Here is a 17,594-nt window from a genome sequence, read left to right as displayed (position 1 = left end):
CCTGTCATCTTCTCCGGCCCATCCGCGCCGGGCAGGATTGCATCAAAAAAGGCTCCGCAGAACCCCGCGAAGCCTCACATAGCAAGTGGTGCCGAAGACCGGACTTGAACCGGTACGTTGTTGCCAACGGCAGATTTTGAGTCTGCTGCGTCTGCCAATTCCGCCACTCCGGCAAATGACACAGATGCGTCATCAACATAAGATATTCTAGCAGAGAATCCGTATCTTGTCAATGCCTTGTCAAGACATGGATTCCAGGTCATGCATGTCATTCATGTCATTCAGGAAAGCTCTGGCGTAGCTGCCGGTCGATTTGAAAGAACGGTCCCGTGCCCTTATAATAGAGATAGTTGTTTATTAGGAGGGATATGATGCGGAAGATTGCAGTATACGGAAAGGGCGGCATCGGGAAGTCGACACTGACGAGCAATCTGGCGGCGGCACTGGCGGCTCTGGGGAAGAAGGTCATCCAGATTGGCTGTGACCCGAAGGCGGATTCGACGATCAACCTGCTCGGCGGCAAGCCGCTGCAGTCGGTCATGGGCTACATGCGGGAATTCGACGCGGAGCCCTCTTCGCTCGAGGAGATCTCGGCGCGCGGCTTCGGCGGCGTGCTCTGCATCGAGACGGGCGGCCCGACGCCGGGGCTCGGCTGCGCGGGGCGCGGCATCATCGCGACGTTCAACCTGCTCGAGGACCTCGAGCTCTTCGAGCGGGAGCAGCCGGACGTCGTGCTCTACGATGTGCTCGGCGATGTCGTCTGCGGCGGCTTTGCGGCGCCGATCCGCGAGGGCTATGCCGAGGACGTGCTGATCGTGACGTCGGGCGAGAAGATGGCGCTCTACGCGGCCAACAACATCGCGACGGCCGTCGAGAACTTCGCCGACCGCGGCTACGCGAAGGTCCGCGGCGTTCTCTTGAACCGCCGCAACGTGCCGCGCGAGGAGGAGAAAGTCCGCGCCTTCGCCGAAGCGCATCAGCTGCCCGTCCTCGCGGACATCCCGCGCAGCGACGCAATCAGCGAGGCTGAGGAGCGCGGCATGACGGTCGTCGAGGCGGCGCCTGAGGACCCTGTGAGCCAGGCGTTCTTCGCACTTGCGCGCGAAATCGTGCAGGAGAAGGCTGAGGGTTGACCAGATGATGCAACAGCAAGACAGTGCTTCAAGAGCTGCCTACTCGATCACCGTGCAGGAACTCGCCCGCCGCATCGAGGAAAATGGTGCCGGCGGCATCCCGCCTGAACTGCGCACGGACGCGCATCTCATCTGCAACACGCCGGCGGCCATCGACTTCAACTCGCCGGGCGCGCAGGGCTTCGGCGTCAAGCGTGCGGGGCTCAGCATCCCCGGCAGCATCATGCTGCTCGTCTCGCCCGGCTGCTGCGGCCGCAACACCGCGGCGCTCTCGGGCAGCGGCCACTATGGCGAGCGCTTCGCCTACCTCGCGCTCGATGAGGCGGGCATCGTCACGGGCAGCCATCTGCAGCGCATCCCCGAGGCCGTCTGCGCGTTCGTCGCCAGCCGCAGGGAGCGCCCCTCCGTCGTCATGGTCTGCCTGACGTGTGCCGACGCACTGCTCGGCACCGATATGGAGCGCGTCTGCCGCAAGGCCGAAGCGGCCGCAGGCGTCCCCGTGCGCCCCTGCTACATGTACGCGCTGACGCGCGAGAGCCAGCGCCCGCCGATGCAGGCCGTGCGCGAGACGATCTACGGTCTGCTGCAACCGCGCCAAAAGTGGGCCCGTCAGGCCAACCTGCTCGGCTTCTTCACGCCGGTCGCAAGAGACTCGGAGCTCTTCTCGCTGCTAGAGAAGGCAGGCATCCGCAGGGCCGCGGAGCTCGCGCGCTGCCAGACGTACGAGGAATTCGCATCGCTCGCGGCAGCCAACTTCAATCTCGTGCTCAGCGACGAGGCGATGGGCGCTGCCCTCGCGCTCGAGAAGCGGCTCGGCATCCCCGCCATCCGCCTGCGGCGGCTCTACGAGACAGCCAAGATCGCGAAGCAGTATCAGGCCCTCGCCCATATCCTCGGCAGCGCGCCGGAGTCCTTCGCCGCCGCCGAGGCACGCGAGCAGGCCGAACAGGCTGCTGACGCATTCTGCCAGCAGTACGGGCGCGAGACAGTGCTCGCCATCGGCAGCCGCCTCAACGCCAACCCCTTCGAGCTCGCTCTGGCCCTCGCCAAACGCGGCCTCGAAGTCCGCGAGATCTTCGCCGTGCCGTCAGCCGCCGATGCCTTCTACCTGCGCGAGCTCGCGAGGTGCTCCCCCGCTACGCGCATCTACTCGCTGCTCGAGCCGACCATGCTCTGCTATCGGGAGGACCGCGCCGTCACGCTCGCGCTCGGCGCCGACGCCTGCCTCTGCCATCCGCATGCCAAGCACGTGACGTGGAACGATGAGGAGCAGCCCTTCGGCTATCAGGCCGTCCGCGCCCTCTTCGAGCGCATGGCGGCGGCAATGCGCGACGATGATGACGATAATGATATAGATACAGCAGATAAAGAGGCAGCGGAGAGTTCGGATGAGCTGCCGGTCCGCGAGAGCTCCCACACCGTCTCCACGCTGCCGCGCCTCTCGCTCGCCCTGCCGCCGTTTGCCCCCGATACGGCCGGCGCGGCCGCCGTGCTCTACCCGCTCGGCGGCATGACGGTCATCGTCGATGCGGGCGGCTGCGCGGGCAACATCTGCGGCTTCGACGAGCCGCGCTGGCAGGAAGAGGCCGCGCCGTCCGCCGTATTCAGCGCAGGCCTGCGCGACATGGACGCCATCATGGGCCGCGACGCCAATCTCGTCGCAAAGATCCGCGAGGCAGCCGCCGAGCTCACCGTCTCCTTTGTCGGACTTGTCAGCACGCCGGTGCCCGCCATCATCGCCACCGACTTCCGCGCCCTCTGCCGCATGGTCGAGAAGGAGACATTCCTGCCGGCCATCGCCGTGCGCACGGACGGCACGCGGCTCTACGACAGAGGCGCAAGCGCCGCTTATGATGCGCTCGTGCAGAAGTTCGCGGCGCCCATCCCGCTCGCTGCACCGCGCACAGAGCTCGGCGTACTCGGCCTGACGCCGCTTGACTTCTCGAGAGCAGAGTCTGCATCTTTGCGCGCCCTGCTTGGCGGAGAAGAAGCAGACACGGCGGGCACCCCCGTCCGCTTCTTCGACCGGCTCGATGACTTCCGCGAGGCCGCGCGGCTCAAGGAGCTGCTCGTCGTCTCGCCAACGGGGCTCAAGGCCGCCCGCCGCCTGCAGCGCCAATGGAACATCCCCATCCGGACAGAACTGCCGCCCGCCTTTATCCACGAGGCGTTCTCCGCTGTACTGAGCCGTCTTGCGGCCCTGCTTCAGGACGGGCAGCCCAGGGAGGTGCTCATCGTGCACCAGCAGATCCTTGCCAACGGCCTGCGCCTTGCCATCTGCCAGCGCTTCCCCGCGCTGCCCGCGGCCGCTGTGGCGGTCGGCAGCTTCTTCGCGCTCGACCGGGCACTCCAGCGGAAAGGCGACCTGCACTTCCGCGGCGAGCAGGACTTCCACGCTTACCTGCAGGCACATCCCGATGCAATCGTCATCGGCGATGCTCTGCTCACGCGCGCCGTGCCGAAACCGTTTGGCGGCACCCTCCTTGACCTGCCGCACTTCGCGCTTTCCGGCCGCAAAGCACCCATGCACCCATCGAGAACACTTGAATACGCCAAGAATTCTATCAGCAACTGAGGATTGAGTCTATGAAACGTTTGAACATCAAGATCTACGGCATCGTGCAGGGTGTCGGCTTCCGCCCGTTCGTGAGCCGTCTTGCCGATGCCTGCCAGATACGCGGCACCGTCTGCAACAAGGGCCCCTATGTCGAAGTCTTTGCCGAGGGTAATGACGCAGCACTGCAGCAATTTGTCGAGGGCATCCCGAAGAAGGCCCCGGAGCGCGCGGCCATCCTCAAGGTCGACGTGCACGAGGTGACCGACGCCGCTCCGCCCTATGCGGATTTTGCCATCATCGAGAGCGCCAAGGAGCGCGGCGACATCTTCGTCTCGCCGGACATCGCGACCTGCGACAAGTGCCGCGCTGAGCTCTTCGACCCCAAAGACCGCCGCTACCTGCACCCCTTCATCAACTGCACGGCCTGCGGCCCGCGCCTGACCATCCTCGAGTCCATGCCGTACGACCGCGAGCGCACGAGCATGAAGGAGTTCCCGATGTGCGCGGCCTGCCACAAGGAGTACGTCTCGCCGGAGAGCCGCCGCTACGATGCGCAGCCCGTCTGCTGCAATGCTTGCGGGCCGCAGGTCTACCTGCTCGGCCACGAAGACGTCCGCGGCGCCGATGCCATCCGCGCCGTGCGCCGCGTCCTCGCATCAGGCGGCATCGCGGCCATCAAGGGCATCGGCGGCTTCCACCTCGCCTGCGACGCGACGGATGAAGCGGCCGTCCACCGCCTGCGCACACTCAAACACCGTCCGCAGAAGCCCTTTGCCGTCATGATGCGCGACGAAGAGACGGCCCGGCGCGCCTGCCACCTCGAGCCGGGCGAAGCCGAGATGATGACGGGCCACCAGAAGCCCATCCTGCTGCTGCGCCGCCGCGAGGACAGCCCGCTCGCGCCGAGCGTCGCGCCGGGCAACCCAAAGGTCGGCGTCATGCTGCCCTACGCGCCCGTGCAGATGCTGATCTTCGACTACCCCGAAGACCATGAGACGCCCGAAGTCCCCGCCATGCTCGTCATGACGAGCGGCAATCCCTCGGGCGCGCCGATCTGCCACAATGACGAGGAGGCCGAGGAGACACTTGCGCCTCTCTGCGACGTGATCCTCTCGCACGACCGCCGCATCCGCCTGCGCGCCGACGACTCCGTCATGGACTGGTTTGCGGGCAGGCCCTACATGGTGCGCCGCAGCCGCGGCTTCGCCCCGCTGCCCTTCATGCTCAGCGCCCCGCTCCAAGGGCAGGTGCTCGGCATCGGCGGCGAGCTCAAGAACACCTTCTGCCTCGCGAGCAGCCACCTCTTCTACCCGTCTCCGTACATCGGCGACATGAGCGACCTGCGCACCGTGCTCGCGCTCAAGGATTCCGTCCAGCTCATGGAATCCCTGCTCGAGAACCGCCCTGAGGCCATCGCCTGCGACCTGCACCCGCGCTACAACACTTCGGCCGTCGCCGAAGCGCTCGCCAAGGAAGCCGGCGTGCCGCTCTTCAAGGTCCAGCACCACTACGCGCACATCCTCTCCTGCATGGCCGAGAACGACCAGCAGGCGCCCGTCATCGGCGTCTCGTTCGACGGCACGGGCTACGGCACCGACAGCACGATCTGGGGCGGCGAGTTCCTGCTCGCCGACTACAAGGGCTTCCGGCGGCTCGGCTCCATCGAGCCCTTCTCGCAGGCCGGCGGCGACAAGTCCTCGCGCGAGGGCTGGCGCATCGCCGTCAGCCTGCTACGGGATACGCTTGTACGCACGATGGCAGGCCGCAGCGCAGCCGAAGTCGATGCCGTCTGGAAAGAACAGTGCCTCGCGCTCGGCCTCTGTGACGAAAAGGAATTCGCGGCGCAGTCCTTCATGCTGCGCCAGCACGTCAACTGCATCGAGTCGACGAGCGCCGGCCGCCTCTTCGACGGCGTCAGCGCCCTCCTGGGCCTGCGGCGCGAGTCCACCTTCGAGGGTGAGGCCTCGATGGCCCTGCAGTTTGCCGCCGAGAGTGCGGAAGGCACGGACGGTTCGCTCGACCTGCCGCTGCATGAGGCAGCAGACGGCCGCTTCCTGCTGCCGACGACGGCGCTCTTTGGCGCACTCTACGCGCGCCATCAGCAGGGCCGGGCGGCTGAAGAGCTCGCCTATCGCTTCCACCAGGCCCTCGCCGAGATGATCGTCGCAGGCTGCGAGCGCGCCCGCAGAGAGACGGGCCTCAGCACCGTCGCCCTCAGTGGCGGCGTCTTCCAGAACCTGCTGCTGACGCGCCTAGTGAAAGACAGTCTCGAGGCGGCGGGCTTCCAGCCCCTGCTGCACAGCCTGCTGCCGCCGAACGACGGCGGCATCTGCGTCGGGCAGGCCGCCTTTGCCATGTACGCCCTGCAGGAAAAATAGTCTTATTACGGAATCACGAAAGGAAGTCTTATCATGTGTGTCGGTTTACCCGCTAAAGTCGTGCGCATCCAGGATGGCATGGCGCTCGTCGACGCCTCCGGCGCCCGCCGCGAAGTCTCCGCCGAGCTGCTCTCCGACATCGACACTGGCGACTACGTCATGGTCCACGCCGGCGTGGCCATCGCAAAGATCACGGAAGACAACGAAGACGAGGAGGTACCGGAATGAACGCAGCTGCCGCAAGGGACCGCGCCATCATCACCGGCTATCGGGGCCCGAAGGTCCGCATCATGGAAGTCTGCGGCACCCACACGCACGAGATCTTTCGGCTCGGCATCCGCAGCCTGCTGCCCGAAGCGGTCGAGCTCATCTCGGGTCCCGGCTGCCCCGTCTGCGTGACGCCCGTCTCCTATATCGATGAGGCGCTCTACCTTGCCGAGAAGTGCCATGCCACCATCTGCACGTTCGGCGACCTCGTGCGCGTGCCGGGCACAGCGGGGACCTTAGCCGAGGCGCGCAGCCGCGGCGCCCGCGTCCAGGTCGTCTACACGCCGCTCGACGCCGTGACCTACGCCACCGAACATCCCGAAGAAGAGACCGTCTTCCTCTCCGTCGGCTTCGAGACGACGACGCCCACCGCCTGCCTCGCGCTCCGTCACGCCGAAGCGCAGCACACGGCGAACTTCTCCCTGCTGACGGCCAACAAGACGATGCCCGCCGCCTACACTGCGATGGCCAGCCACACGGACGCCTACCTCTACCCCGGCCACGTCTGCGCCATCACGGGGACAAGCCTGCCCGAATCGCTGACAAGAGAGGGCATCTCCGGCGTCGTCGCGGGCTTCACCGCTGGCGAGCTCCTGCGCGCGCTCGCCACCATCCTCGAGAAGGTGCAGGCGGATAGGCCCTTCTTCGCCAACTGCTATCCGCGCGTCGTGCGCCCCGAGGGCAATCCCGCCGCGCAGGCACTCGTCGCAGCGTATATGGAGCCCTGCGATGCTGAATGGCGCGGGCTCGGCGTGCTCAAGGAGAGCGGCCTGCAGCTGCGCGAAGCCTTTGCCGCACGCGACGCGCGGAAGCGCTTCGCCCTGCCCGCGATGACTGGCCGGGCCAACCCCGCCTGCCGCTGCGGCGCCATCCTGCAGGGCCTCGCAAGGCCTGTGGACTGCCCGCTCTACGGCAAAGCCTGCACGCCGGACCACCCCGTCGGCGCCTGCATGGTCTCGCGCGAGGGCGCCTGCTCGGCCTATTATCTCTATGGAGGGTTATGATCATGACTGCTGAATTCCCAGACGATGCCCGCGTCACATTGGCGCACGGCGCGGGCGGCCGCCAGACGGCCGCGCTCATCGCGCGCGTCTTTGCGCGCCACTTCCAGAACCCCGACTTCACCGCCGACGATGCAGCCATCCTGCCCGTCGGCAATTTCGCCACGGGCAGGACCGCCTTCACGACGGACGGCTTCATCGTCTCGCCCTGGCAGTTCCCAGGCGGCAACATCGGCAAGCTCAGCATCTGCGGCACGGTCAACGACCTCGCCTGCATGGGCGCCGTGCCGCGCTACCTCTCCTGCGCCTTCCAGATTGAGGAAGGATTCCCGCTACGGGACCTCGACGCCATCGCCGCCGCGATGGCAGAGACGGCTAAAGCTGCCGGCGTGCGCATCGTCGCGGGCGACACGAAAGTCGCCGGGCGCGGCCAGGTCGACGGCGTCTTCATCACGACGACGGGCCTTGGCGAGCTGCTGCCTGACGCTGAGCCCTCCGGCTCGCGCGCCGAAGCAGGCGACGCCATCATCGTTACGGGCGACGTCGGCCGCCACGGGGCCGCCATCCTCGTCGCGCGCCGCGACTTCGCCATCGACGCTGCCATCACGAGCGACTGCGCGCCGCTCGCCGCGACCGTCAGGGCCCTCTTCGCGGCCGTGCCCGACAAGTCCGCCATCCACACGATACGCGATGCCACGCGCGGCGGCGTCGGCACCGTGCTGCACGAGATTGCCGCCGAGAGCCACGTCGGCATCGAGCTCGATGCCCCCGCCATCCCCGTCGCACCGGAGGTCCGCGGCGTCTGCGGTCTCTTGGGACTCGAGCCGCTCTACCTCGCCTGCGAGGGGCGCCTCGTCCTCTTCGCGCCGCAGGCCATCGCGCCAAAGCTCGTCGAGACCCTGCGCGCGCTGCCCGACTCGCGGCAGGCGGCCATCATCGGCCATGTCACGCCAGACTTCTCGGGCCGCGTCGTCCTGCGCACGGAGATTGGCACGAAGACGCTGCTGCCCGAGCCGTCTGGCGAGCTGCTGCCGCGCATCTGCTGAGCCCATCCCCGCCAATGAATCCCTGCCACTGACCAATGATCAATGAACTGAGGTGAATCCCTTGCTCAAGCGAATCTCTCCTGCACCCGAAGCGGACGGCATACCGGCTTCGCCCATGCTGCACGCGCGCGAGGCCGCCTTCCCCGCGCCTTTTCCGCACGGGCTCGAGTACTCGCCGCCCTGCCGCGGCACCTGGAACATCGTCCACACGGGCATGCTCGTCCCCGAGTCCCACCAGATCTTCATCTGCGCTTCCGGCTGCCTGCGCGGCGTCGTGCTGACCGCCGCCGAGATGGGGCTCATGGGACGCTTTTCTTCCATTGAGCTCCGCGAAACCGACCTGACGGGCCGCGACAACGAGCGCCTGATCCTCGCGGGCGTCGCCGACATCCTCGCGCGCCTGCCCGAGCGGCCGCGCGCCGTGCTGCTCTTCCCCGCATGCGTCCACCACTTCCTCGGCTGCAACCTGCGCTACGTCTACCGCGAGCTCCGCGCGAAGTACCCGGACATCGACTTCGCCGAGTGCTTCATGGACCCGATCCGCCAGACGCGCCACCTGACGCCCGAAGAGCGCCTGCGCCGCGCCATCAGCCGACTGCTGCACGAGCGGCCCAAGAAGAAGCAGGCCGCCTTTTTCGGCAACAATCTAAAGACCGCCCCCGAGAGCGACGCCTGGCGGCTGCTCAAAGAGAGCGGCTGGCAGATCCGCGATATGGCCGGCTGCACGAGCTACGCCGAGTTCCAGGAGCTCGGCGCCTCCTCGCTCAACCTCTACACGAATCCCTTCAGCCTGCCCGCCGTGCGCGATCTCAAGGAGCGCCTGCAGCAGGATTATCTCTACCTGCCACAGGTCTGGTCGGGAGACGCTATCGAAGGACTGCTGCAGGAGCTCGCCTGCCGCATCGGCGCAGACGCGCCGGACTGCCGCGCCGCCCGCGAGCGGGCCGAGCAGGCACTTGCCAGCGCACGAAGCATCATCCAAGAAACGCCGATTGCCCTCGACCTGACCTTCACCTTCCGCCCCTTCTCGCTCGCGCGCCTGCTGCTCGCGCACGGCTTCCATGTCAAGGCGATCTACGCCGATGCGATAAGCGCAGAAGAAGAGGCAGATTTCCGCTGGCTGCAGGAGAACCATGGCGATACGGAGCTCTGGCCGACCAAGGCCCCTGCGCTGCGCCTTTTACCGCGCCCGTCCCATTCATCTGGTCCCCCCGTCCTCGCCCTCGGCCAGAAGGCGGCGTTTTTCCAGAACACGCCGTACTTCGTCAACATGGTGGAAGGCGGCGGCCGCTGGGGCTTCTCTGCCATCAAGGCGCTGGCCAGTGACATGGTGGCAGCCTACCGAGAGCCTAAGGACATCGAGTCAAACGTCCGGCGCAAGGGATTAGGAGGCCCATCACTGCTATGAAACAGACTGCCCGCATCCTCTCTACCTACTCAGCCGATACCTTCGGCGTCTGCTCTGCACTCTACGAGCTCGGCGGCATGGTCGTCATCCACGACCCCTCGGGCTGCAACTCGACATACACGACGCACGACGAGCCGCGCTGGTTCAAGGAGCCGAGCCAAATCTTCGTCTCCGCCCTGACCGAGCAGGACGCCATCCTCGGCAACGACGCCAAACTCATCGCAGATATCGAAGCAGCTGCCAAAGAGCTCCAGCCGCGCTTTATCTGCCTGATCCCCTCGCAGATCGCCCATATGATCGCCACCGACTGCCGCGCCATCTGCCGCATCCTCGAGAAGAAGACCGGCATCCCTGCCTTCACCCTGCCGACGAACAGCATGCACTACTACGAGCGCGGCATCTACTTCGCCTTGCAAAAGCTAGCCGACCTCGCCTGCCAGTCCCTGTCAGAGTCGGACGCCGCCCCAGCGCCAACAGCGCCCGACTGGCTCAGCGAGGAAAGTCTCGCCCGCTTCGTGCAGGCCAAGGCCCCTGCCCCGCTCTGCGTCAACGTGCTCGGCGCGACACCGCTCGACTTCGCCATGAACGGCAGCATCGGCTCCATCCGGCACTGGCTCGAGGCGCGCGGCTGCCGCGTCACGAGCTGCTGGGCCATGGATTCTGACCTCGATACCATCCTCGCCTCATACCGCGCCGACCTAGACCTCGTCGTGAGCTACGGCGGCCTCGGCGCCGCGCGCGTCCTGCGCGAGCACGCTGGCATCCCGTACCTTATCGGTCTCCCCTTCCCGCAGCTGCAGCCAATCGATACACCGAGCAATGCACCGAGCAATGCCCTTGCAGGCAGGCCGGCTTATATCATCGGGGAGACGGTCTTTGCTGAGTCGCTGGCCCGCGCCCTCGAGGCGGCGCTCGGTCTGCCCCGCTCGCCCATCACGGCCATCGTGCCGATGGAAACCGACAGCGAGCTCCTGCAGCCCGGCACGCTCTGCCTGACGGACGAATGCGAGCTGATTCCCCGCCTGCATGAGGCCGGCCTCATCATCGCAGACCCGCTCTACGAGCCCATCTGCCCACCTGCTGCCGCCTTCGTCCCGCTGCCGCACATCGCCTTCTCCGGCCGACTCTACGAGAAGGACATCCCCAATCTCATCGAAGCTGCCCCCTTCGCAGCTTTCGTGCAAAAAATCCTGCGCACACTCCAGCAGAATGATGTATAATAGTGCATATCGCAAGCGAAACTATTTCTCATTTGCAAAGGAGTCCCCATGTTATTGACCATTGCCCACACCTTCGCCTACGCGCTCATCCAGACGTTCGGCTTCTCGATCTTCACCCTCGCCCTGCAGCGTCTCGGCCGCCTCAAGCGCCTCTACCGCCTCAAGGCCTTCTTCTTCCTGCTGCTCATGAACGCCGCCGGCACGATGACCTACGGCGAATCCGCCTGGCAGCAGGTCACCACGCCCATGGCCGCCGCCCTGTTCCTCATCGGCATGGCCTTCTTCTTCGCCAGCCACCTCTACCTCGGCTGGAAGCGCCTGCAGCGGAAATAAGACAAATCAACATCATACAAAAAAGAGCCGCATGTTCCGATGACATGCGGCTCTTTCGCTATCATAAAGCAGATTATGCTTTTCCCTCAGCCTCGCGCTGGCGGTCGAGTTCCTCGAGCTCCTTGAGTTCTTCCGCGCGCTCCGCATCGGGCTGCTTGCGGCGAATGAACATGGCATCGCCAAACGAGAAAAAGCGGTACTTCATCTCGACGGCGGTCTTGTAGGCGTTCAGCACGAAGTTGCGGCCGGCGAAGGCGCTGATGAGCATGATCAGCGTGGACTTGGGCAGGTGGAAATTCGTGATGATGGCGTCGACAATCTTGAAGTCATAGCCCGGGTAGATGAAGATGCCCGTCCAGCCGCTCTTGCCGGCAATCTCGTTCTTGGCCGTGGCAGCGGACTCGAGCGTGCGGATGCTCGTCGTGCCGACGGCGATGACGCGGTGGCCGGCCTTCTTCGTATCCATGATGAGCTTCGCTGTCTCGTCGGGGATGCAGTAGTACTCCTTGTGCATCTCGTGCTCCTCGATGTTCTCGACATTGACCGGGCGGAACGTGCCGAGGCCGACGTGCAGCGTGACGAAGCCGAGGTTGACACCCATCTCGCGCAGCTCCTGCATCTGCTCCTTCGTGAAGTGCAGGCCGGCCGTCGGCGCGGCGGCCGAGCCCTCCTCGCGGTTATAGACCGTCTGGTAGCGCTCCTTGTCCTCGAGCTTCTCGTGGATGTACGGCGGCAGTGGCGTCTCGCCGAGGCGGTCGAGGATCTCCTCAAAGATGCCATCGTAGTGGAACTCGACGATGCGGCCGCCGAAGTCCGTGTGCTCGGTAACGGTACACGAGAGCTCATCGCCGAAGCGGATGACATTGCCCGGCTTCGCCTTCTTGCCCGGCTTGACGAGCGTCTCCCAATGGTTCGCGTCGAGGCGGCGCAAGAGGAAGACCTCGACCCTGCCGCCCGTCTGGTCGCGGTGGCCGATCAGGCGGGCCGGCATGACGCGCGTGTCGTTGAAGATCAGCGTGTCGCCCGGCTCGAGGAATTCCTTGAGGTCGTAGAAGTGGCGGTGCTCAATCTCCTTCGTCACCGGGTCGAGCACCATGAGGCGCGAGGCATTGCGCGGCTCAATCGGCACCTGGGCGATGCGCTCTTCTGGCAGATCGTAATCAAAATCGGATAATAACATAAAATAAAACCTCTCATCTATTTTCTATTTTCAGTACAGTTGCTGCAATGTAGTGCCGGTGTAATAGTGGTGCAGGATGTCTGCGTAGGACTTGCCCTTCGCGGCCATGCGCTCGGCTCCCCACTGCGAGATGCCGAGGCCGTGGCCGGAGCCATAGCCCGTGAAAGTGACCATGTCCTTGGCGAGCTTCGCATCAAAGAGCGTGCTCTTGAGGCCGAGCAGGCTGCGCCAGGTGGTGCCGCTCAAAGTCACCGTGCCCTTCGTGCCCTTCACCGTCATCGTCTTGACGCGGCCCGACGCCGTGCGATCCTTGGCAGAGCGGCCAATGGCGAGCGGCGAGAGCGCGATGGAGCGGATTTTGCCGATATCATGGCCCTTGGCCGCGAGCTTGCGCTCGAGGTCGGCCCTGCTGATCGTCTTTGTCCACGGCATCGTCTTTGCCGGCGTGTCCTTGGCAGCGCGCAGATATGGCACATGGCTGCCCCAGACATCCTCGCTGTTTTCCGTCATGCCGCCGCTGTCCGTGTGGAACAGCGCCTCGATTGGCTTGCCGCCGTACATCAGCACCTCGCCGCGCGTCGCCTTGATGGCGGCGTTCGAGGCAGACTTCTCGGCGGCAGTGCCGGTGTAGAGCTGGCAGTGCGTCGTCGTGCAGAGGTCGTAGCCCTCGCTGGCATGGCGGCCGCGGCTCGCGAGCGCAAAGCTGCGCGCCGCGACACTCTGCGCCTTGATGGCCTCCGCCGGCCAGTCGACCGGCATCTCCTCCGGCACAACACTCAATAGGTAATCGTCGACCGGCACGATGTTGACGGCGGTCAGTCCCCCGCCCTTGTGGCGCAGCTCGAGTGCACCGCGATAGCGGCGGCCGTCCAATGCGAGCTCCCCTGCCCCGCTCGGGCGGATGGTCAGGACCTCGCCGCGCAGCTTCTCGCGGCCGACGAGGAAGGCGCCCGCCTGCCAGCGGATGGCGGCGGCGTCATTAGCGGCCAGCGTGATCGTCTTCGATGACTCGGTCTGCGCGGTGGCCTTGCCTCCCGCCGGCGTGATGGTGACGCTCGCCCTGCCGCTCGCGAGGCCGACGCGCAGGTCGGGTGCCTGCTTGGCGGGCTGGGCCGCTGTTACAGATGCCTTGGCGGATTTGGCCGAGGCTGGCGCATGGCGCGCCATGGCCGGGGCCGTGGCTGACAGTACCAATGTGCCAACTAGCGCGGCTAACAAAAATCTTCGCATTCCGTACACTCCCCTTCACGATTGCAACGAGTTCCTGACGAGTCCATGAGCCCCTTCCGCCTCACAAGCTCGGCACCTTCCCCGTGCACGGGGAAGGCTTTTAGGCTTTTAGGAATTGGCAGCGGCGGCTTTTGCCTCGCGGGCCTCGCGCTCTAGGCGGGCGCGCTTCTTGGCTTTGTTCTCTTTCTTGCGCTGCTTGCGGATCTCGCGGGAGTAGCGCTCTTCTTCACTGAAGATGCAGCCGCAGTAGGGCTGGCGGTAGAGGTCAAGCTCGTGGCTGATGTCGATGCCCTCCTGCCAGCCGGGGCGGAAGTCTTCGTAGTGGAAGGCGACGCCGTACTGCTCGGCGAAATGCTCGGCCGTGCGGCGCATCAAATCGTGCTGCTGGTAGATGCTGTAAAAGAGCGTCGAGGTGAAGGCGTCGAAGCCGTGTTCGGCGGCAAAGCGCGCGGTCTCTTCGAGGCGCCAGGTGTAGCACATCTGGCAGCGGCCGTTCGGCAGGGCTTCGGCGGGCAGGGCCTTCTTGAGGAAGTCGCGCAGGCGGTAGTGTTCGTCGGCGTGGAATTCCATGCCGACTTTCTCGGAGAATTCCTTCGCGGTCTTTAGGCGCATGTCCCACTCTTTATAGGGATGGATGTTCGGGTTGAAGAAATAGCCGACGGGCTCGATGCCCTCTTCCCGCAGTTTCTTGACGGGATAGCAGGAGCACGGGCCGCAGCACATATGGAGTAACAGGCGCAAATGGCTCACCTCTCTTATGGATTGCTTGCTTATTTTTCGGGATACGGGATGCCGAGGTGGCGGTAGCCGGCCTCGGTGACGATACGGCCGCGCGGCGTGCGGTTGATGAAGCCGAGCTGGATGAGGTAGGGCTCGTAGACGTCCTCGATGGTGTCGCGCGCCTCGCTGATGGCGGCGGCGAGCGTGTCGAGCCCGACGGGGCCGCCCGCGAACTTCTCGATCATCGTGCGCAGCATGCGGCGGTCGGTGTGGTCGAGGCCGGCCTTGTCGACCTCGAGCATGCGCAGGGCCTTGTCGGCAATCTCGTTCGTGATGGTGCCGGAGCCCTCGATCTGGGCGACGTCGCGCACGCGCTTCAAGAGCCTGTTCGCGACGCGCGGGGTACCGCGGCTACGGCGCGCGATCTCGAGCGCGCCCTCGTCCTCGATGGCGATGTCGAGGATCTCGGCGGCGCGCTTGATGATGTGCACGAGCGCGTCGGGCGTGTAGTACTCGAGCCGCGAGATGACGCCGAAGCGGTCGCGCAAGGGGGCGGCGAGCGCGCCGGCCTTCGTCGTCGCGCCGATCAGCGTAAACGGCGCGATGTCGAGCCGGATGGAACGCGCGCTCGGTCCCTTGCCGATGATGATGTCGAGCGCGAAGTCCTCCATCGCAGAGTAGAGCACTTCTTCGACGCTGTGCGAGAGGCGGTGGATCTCGTCGATGAAGAGCACGTCGTGCTCCTGCAGGTTCGTCAGCAGAGCTGCGAGGTCGCCGCTCCGCTCGATGGCGGGGCCGGACGTCTGGCGGAAGTTGACGCCGAGCTCGTTGGCGATGATGCCGGCCAGCGTCGTCTTGCCGAGGCCCGGCGGGCCGTAGAGCAGCACGTGGTCGAGCGCCTCGCCGCGCGAGAGCGCCGCCTGGATGAAGATGGAGAGGTTCGCCTTGACCTTCTCCTGGCCGATGTATTCATTCAGCTTGCGCGGGCGCAGGCTGTACTGCCAGTCGTCGGCGCGCTGCTCGTCCATCGCGACGATGCGGTCCTCGTCGTAGGAATCGAATCCGTCCAATATGACACCTCCCTATCTTACATGTGACTGAGTGCTTTCAAGGATTCCTTGATAATGGCCTCGGTCGTCTTGTATTTGGCCGTCTTGCGGATGACGGGCGCAATCTCAGCTTGCGTGTAGCCGAGCGACTGCAGTGCGGCCATGGCCTCGGCGACGGCATCGTCGCCAACCTCTGCCTCGTTCTCGATGGTCAGGAGCTCCTCTTCCCCGCTATCTGCGAAGGCGACTTTATCCTTGAGCTCGAGGATCAGGCGCTCGGCCGACTTCTTGCCGATGCCCGGCAGCTTCGTCAGGACGCTCGCCTGCTTGTTCTGGATGGCGCGGCAGAGGCTCTCGACCGTGATGGCGGAGAGGATGCCGAGCGCGACTTTCGGGCCGATGCCCGAGACGCCGATAAGCTGCAGGAAGAGCTCGTACTCCTCCTCGGTGGCGAAGCCGTAGAGCACGATGGCGTCCTCGCGCACGCTCGTGTAGGTGAAGAGGCTCGCCTCTTCCTTGAGGCGCAGTTTCGCCCGCGTCGAGTTCGCGAGGAAGACGCGGTAGCCGACGCCGTGGACGTCGAGCAGGCAGTAGTCCGTGTAGAGCGCGATGACCCTGCCGTGCAGATAACCGATCATAGTTCGTTCCTCCAAGAGATGCTGTTGAGGCAATGCGTCGTGCAGATGGCGATGGCCAGGGCATCGGCCGTGTCGTCGGGCTTCGGCGGCTCGGGCAGATTGAGTATCTTCGTGACCATGTAGATGACCTGCTTCTTGTCGGCCTTGCCATAGCCCGTGACGTCCTGCTTGATCTGCATCGGCGTGCGCTCGACGAGCCTGAGGCCATTCTTGGCCGCCGTCAGGAGCACGATGCCGCGCGCCTGGCCGACGGGGATGGCCGTCGTGACGTTGCGGTTGAAGAAGAGCTTCTCGACGCCCATGACGTCGGGCTTGTACTTCTTGATCAGCGCATCGAGCTCGTCGTAGATCTTCATGAGGCGGTCCTCCATCTTCATCTTCGGCGAGGTGAAGATGGAGCCGTACGCGCGCGGGATCAGCCGGCTGCCGCGCGACTCGACGAAGCCGAAGCCGCAGATGGCTGTGCCCGGGTCAATTCCTAATGCTAACATATGTCTCCCTAAATACCTGATAGATATAACCAAAACAAGCCTCTACAGATCGAAACGTTCGGATCGTTCGAATGTAGAGGCTTGCCTCAAAAGCCTGCTTGCAGCATGGCGCGCCGAGGATGACGATTACTCTTCGTCGTCCGACTCATAGTTGCTGTAAACGTTCTGGACATCGTCGTTCTCTTCGAGTGCGTCGATGAGGTTCTGCATCTTCTCAGCATCCTTGCCGGCGAGGTGGACCGTCGTGTCCGGGACCATCGTGACCTCGGCCGAAGCCGTCTCGATGCCCTTCTCGCCCAGTGCCTTCTCGATATCGTCGAAGGCATCCGGCTCAGCCGTGATCTCGAAGACCTCGTCCTCTGCCTTCATGTCCTCGGCACCGGCGTCGAGCACGATCTCCATCAGCGCATCCTCGTCGTCGAACGTCTCTTTCTCGACGATGAAGACGGCCTTCTTCTTGAACATCCAGGCAACGCAGCCGTCCTGGCCGAGGTTGCCGCCGAACTTCGAGAAGAGGTGGCGCACATCAGCAGCCGTGCGGTTGCGGTTGTCCGTCAGGATGTCGAGCATGACGGCCGTGCCGCCCGGGCCGTAGCCCTCGTACATGAGCTCTTCGTACGTGCCGCTCTCCGAGTTGCCGAGGCCTTTCTCGATGGCACGCTTGATGTTGTCTTTCGGGATGTTGTTGGATTTCGCCTTCGAAAGAGCCAGCTTCAGGCGCATGTTGCCCGTCGGATCTGCGCCGCCCATGCGGACAGCGATCGTGATCTCACGGCCGATCTTCGTCGTGATCTTGCCGCGGATGGCATCGTTGGCACCTTTCTTGCGCTTGATATTGGCCCATTTAGAATGTCCTGACATAAAAGAACGCTCCTTCAATCTAGATTATTAACTTACTTATCTTATCATAAAACGCGCCATCCCACAACAGCATGGCGCGTTT

16 protein-coding genes and 1 tRNA gene are annotated in these 17,594 nt (G+C 64.8%); 9 read left to right on the top strand and 8 right to left on the bottom strand.

Annotation, left to right across the window (positions count from 1 at the left end; all coding sequences use genetic code 11):
- Nucleotides 1–86: 86 nt before the first annotated feature.
- A tRNA-Leu gene (locus tag MITSMUL_RS02655) sits at nucleotides 87–173 on the bottom strand.
- A 198-nt stretch (nucleotides 174–371) separates the two neighbouring features.
- Here MITSMUL_RS02655 and MITSMUL_RS02650 point away from each other — a divergent pair.
- The 9 genes from MITSMUL_RS02650 to MITSMUL_RS02610 are packed head-to-tail and all read left to right on the top strand — an operon-like array spanning nucleotide 372 to nucleotide 11,343.
- Nucleotides 372–1,133 carry a nucleotide-binding protein gene (locus MITSMUL_RS02650; protein ID WP_040635345.1) on the top strand — a complete coding sequence of 254 codons (762 nt, stop codon included), beginning with the start codon at nucleotides 372–374 and terminating at the stop codon, nucleotides 1,131–1,133.
- Nucleotides 1,134–1,137: 4 nt separating this feature from the next.
- The gene (locus tag MITSMUL_RS12285) at nucleotides 1,138–3,708 is read left to right on the top strand and encodes a nitrogenase component 1 (RefSeq protein ID WP_005839686.1); all 2,571 of its coding nucleotides are present in this window, start codon (nucleotides 1,138–1,140) and stop codon (nucleotides 3,706–3,708) included.
- Nucleotides 3,709–3,719: 11 nt separating this feature from the next.
- Nucleotides 3,720–6,068, top strand: coding sequence for a carbamoyltransferase HypF (hypF, locus tag MITSMUL_RS02640; protein ID WP_005839685.1), 2,349 nt, complete (start codon nucleotides 3,720–3,722; stop codon nucleotides 6,066–6,068).
- A 33-nt stretch (nucleotides 6,069–6,101) separates the two neighbouring features.
- The gene (locus MITSMUL_RS02635; protein WP_005839684.1) at nucleotides 6,102–6,296 is read left to right on the top strand and encodes a HypC/HybG/HupF family hydrogenase formation chaperone; all 195 of its coding nucleotides are present in this window, start codon (nucleotides 6,102–6,104) and stop codon (nucleotides 6,294–6,296) included.
- On the top strand, nucleotides 6,293–7,339 hold the full coding sequence (gene hypD / locus MITSMUL_RS02630) for a hydrogenase formation protein HypD (RefSeq protein WP_005839683.1): 1,047 nt from the start codon (nucleotides 6,293–6,295) through the stop codon (nucleotides 7,337–7,339). The genes MITSMUL_RS02635 and hypD overlap by 4 nt, the downstream gene beginning before the upstream one ends.
- Nucleotides 7,340–7,341: 2 nt before the next feature.
- Nucleotides 7,342–8,382 (top strand): hydrogenase expression/formation protein HypE, encoded by a 1,041-nt coding sequence (gene hypE / locus MITSMUL_RS02625; protein ID WP_040635344.1) that lies wholly within the window; start codon nucleotides 7,342–7,344, stop codon nucleotides 8,380–8,382.
- Between the two features lie 52 nt (nucleotides 8,383–8,434).
- Nucleotides 8,435–9,790: a nitrogenase component 1 gene (locus MITSMUL_RS02620; protein ID WP_244944616.1), complete on the top strand. Its 1,356-nt coding sequence runs from the start codon at nucleotides 8,435–8,437 to the stop codon at nucleotides 9,788–9,790.
- The gene (locus MITSMUL_RS02615) at nucleotides 9,787–11,010 is read left to right on the top strand and encodes a nitrogenase component 1 (RefSeq protein WP_005839680.1); all 1,224 of its coding nucleotides are present in this window, start codon (nucleotides 9,787–9,789) and stop codon (nucleotides 11,008–11,010) included. The genes MITSMUL_RS02620 and MITSMUL_RS02615 overlap by 4 nt, the downstream gene beginning before the upstream one ends.
- A 48-nt stretch (nucleotides 11,011–11,058) precedes the next feature.
- Nucleotides 11,059–11,343 (top strand): hypothetical protein, encoded by a 285-nt coding sequence (locus tag MITSMUL_RS02610; protein WP_005839679.1) that lies wholly within the window; start codon nucleotides 11,059–11,061, stop codon nucleotides 11,341–11,343.
- A gap of 73 nt (nucleotides 11,344–11,416) precedes the next feature.
- Here MITSMUL_RS02610 and queA read toward each other — a convergent pair whose 3' ends face one another.
- From queA to MITSMUL_RS02575, 7 genes are all read right to left on the bottom strand, one after another.
- Nucleotides 11,417–12,523, bottom strand: a complete 1,107-nt coding sequence (gene queA, locus MITSMUL_RS02605; RefSeq protein WP_005839677.1) for a tRNA preQ1(34) S-adenosylmethionine ribosyltransferase-isomerase QueA — start codon at nucleotides 12,521–12,523, stop codon at nucleotides 11,417–11,419.
- Between the two features lie 30 nt (nucleotides 12,524–12,553).
- The gene (locus MITSMUL_RS02600) at nucleotides 12,554–13,753 is read right to left on the bottom strand and encodes a SpoIID/LytB domain-containing protein (protein WP_005839676.1); all 1,200 of its coding nucleotides are present in this window, start codon (nucleotides 13,751–13,753) and stop codon (nucleotides 12,554–12,556) included.
- Between the two features lie 108 nt (nucleotides 13,754–13,861).
- Nucleotides 13,862–14,494 carry an epoxyqueuosine reductase QueH gene (locus tag MITSMUL_RS02595; protein ID WP_040635342.1) on the bottom strand — a complete coding sequence of 211 codons (633 nt, stop codon included), beginning with the start codon at nucleotides 14,492–14,494 and terminating at the stop codon, nucleotides 13,862–13,864.
- Nucleotides 14,495–14,523: 29 nt separating this feature from the next.
- A complete protein-coding gene (ruvB, locus tag MITSMUL_RS02590) occupies nucleotides 14,524–15,501 on the bottom strand; it encodes a Holliday junction branch migration DNA helicase RuvB (protein ID WP_040635780.1) in 978 nt (325 codons plus the stop codon).
- Nucleotides 15,502–15,560: 59 nt separating this feature from the next.
- Nucleotides 15,561–16,160 carry a Holliday junction branch migration protein RuvA gene (ruvA, locus tag MITSMUL_RS02585; protein ID WP_005839673.1) on the bottom strand — a complete coding sequence of 200 codons (600 nt, stop codon included), beginning with the start codon at nucleotides 16,158–16,160 and terminating at the stop codon, nucleotides 15,561–15,563.
- Nucleotides 16,157–16,651, bottom strand: a complete 495-nt coding sequence (ruvC, locus tag MITSMUL_RS02580) for a crossover junction endodeoxyribonuclease RuvC (protein ID WP_005839672.1) — start codon at nucleotides 16,649–16,651, stop codon at nucleotides 16,157–16,159. Before ruvC ends, ruvA begins: the two co-directional genes overlap by 4 nt.
- Nucleotides 16,652–16,777: 126 nt before the next feature.
- A complete protein-coding gene (locus MITSMUL_RS02575) occupies nucleotides 16,778–17,512 on the bottom strand; it encodes a YebC/PmpR family DNA-binding transcriptional regulator (RefSeq protein ID WP_005839671.1) in 735 nt (244 codons plus the stop codon).
- Nucleotides 17,513–17,594: the final 82 nt, after the last annotated feature.

It is taken from the genome of Mitsuokella multacida DSM 20544 (assembly GCF_000155955.1).
GTDB classification, from domain to species: Bacteria; Bacillota; Negativicutes; order Selenomonadales; family Selenomonadaceae; genus Mitsuokella; species Mitsuokella multacida.
Note: the sequence above shows the minus strand (reverse complement) of the source record. Positions and strands in the feature narration are given on the sequence as shown.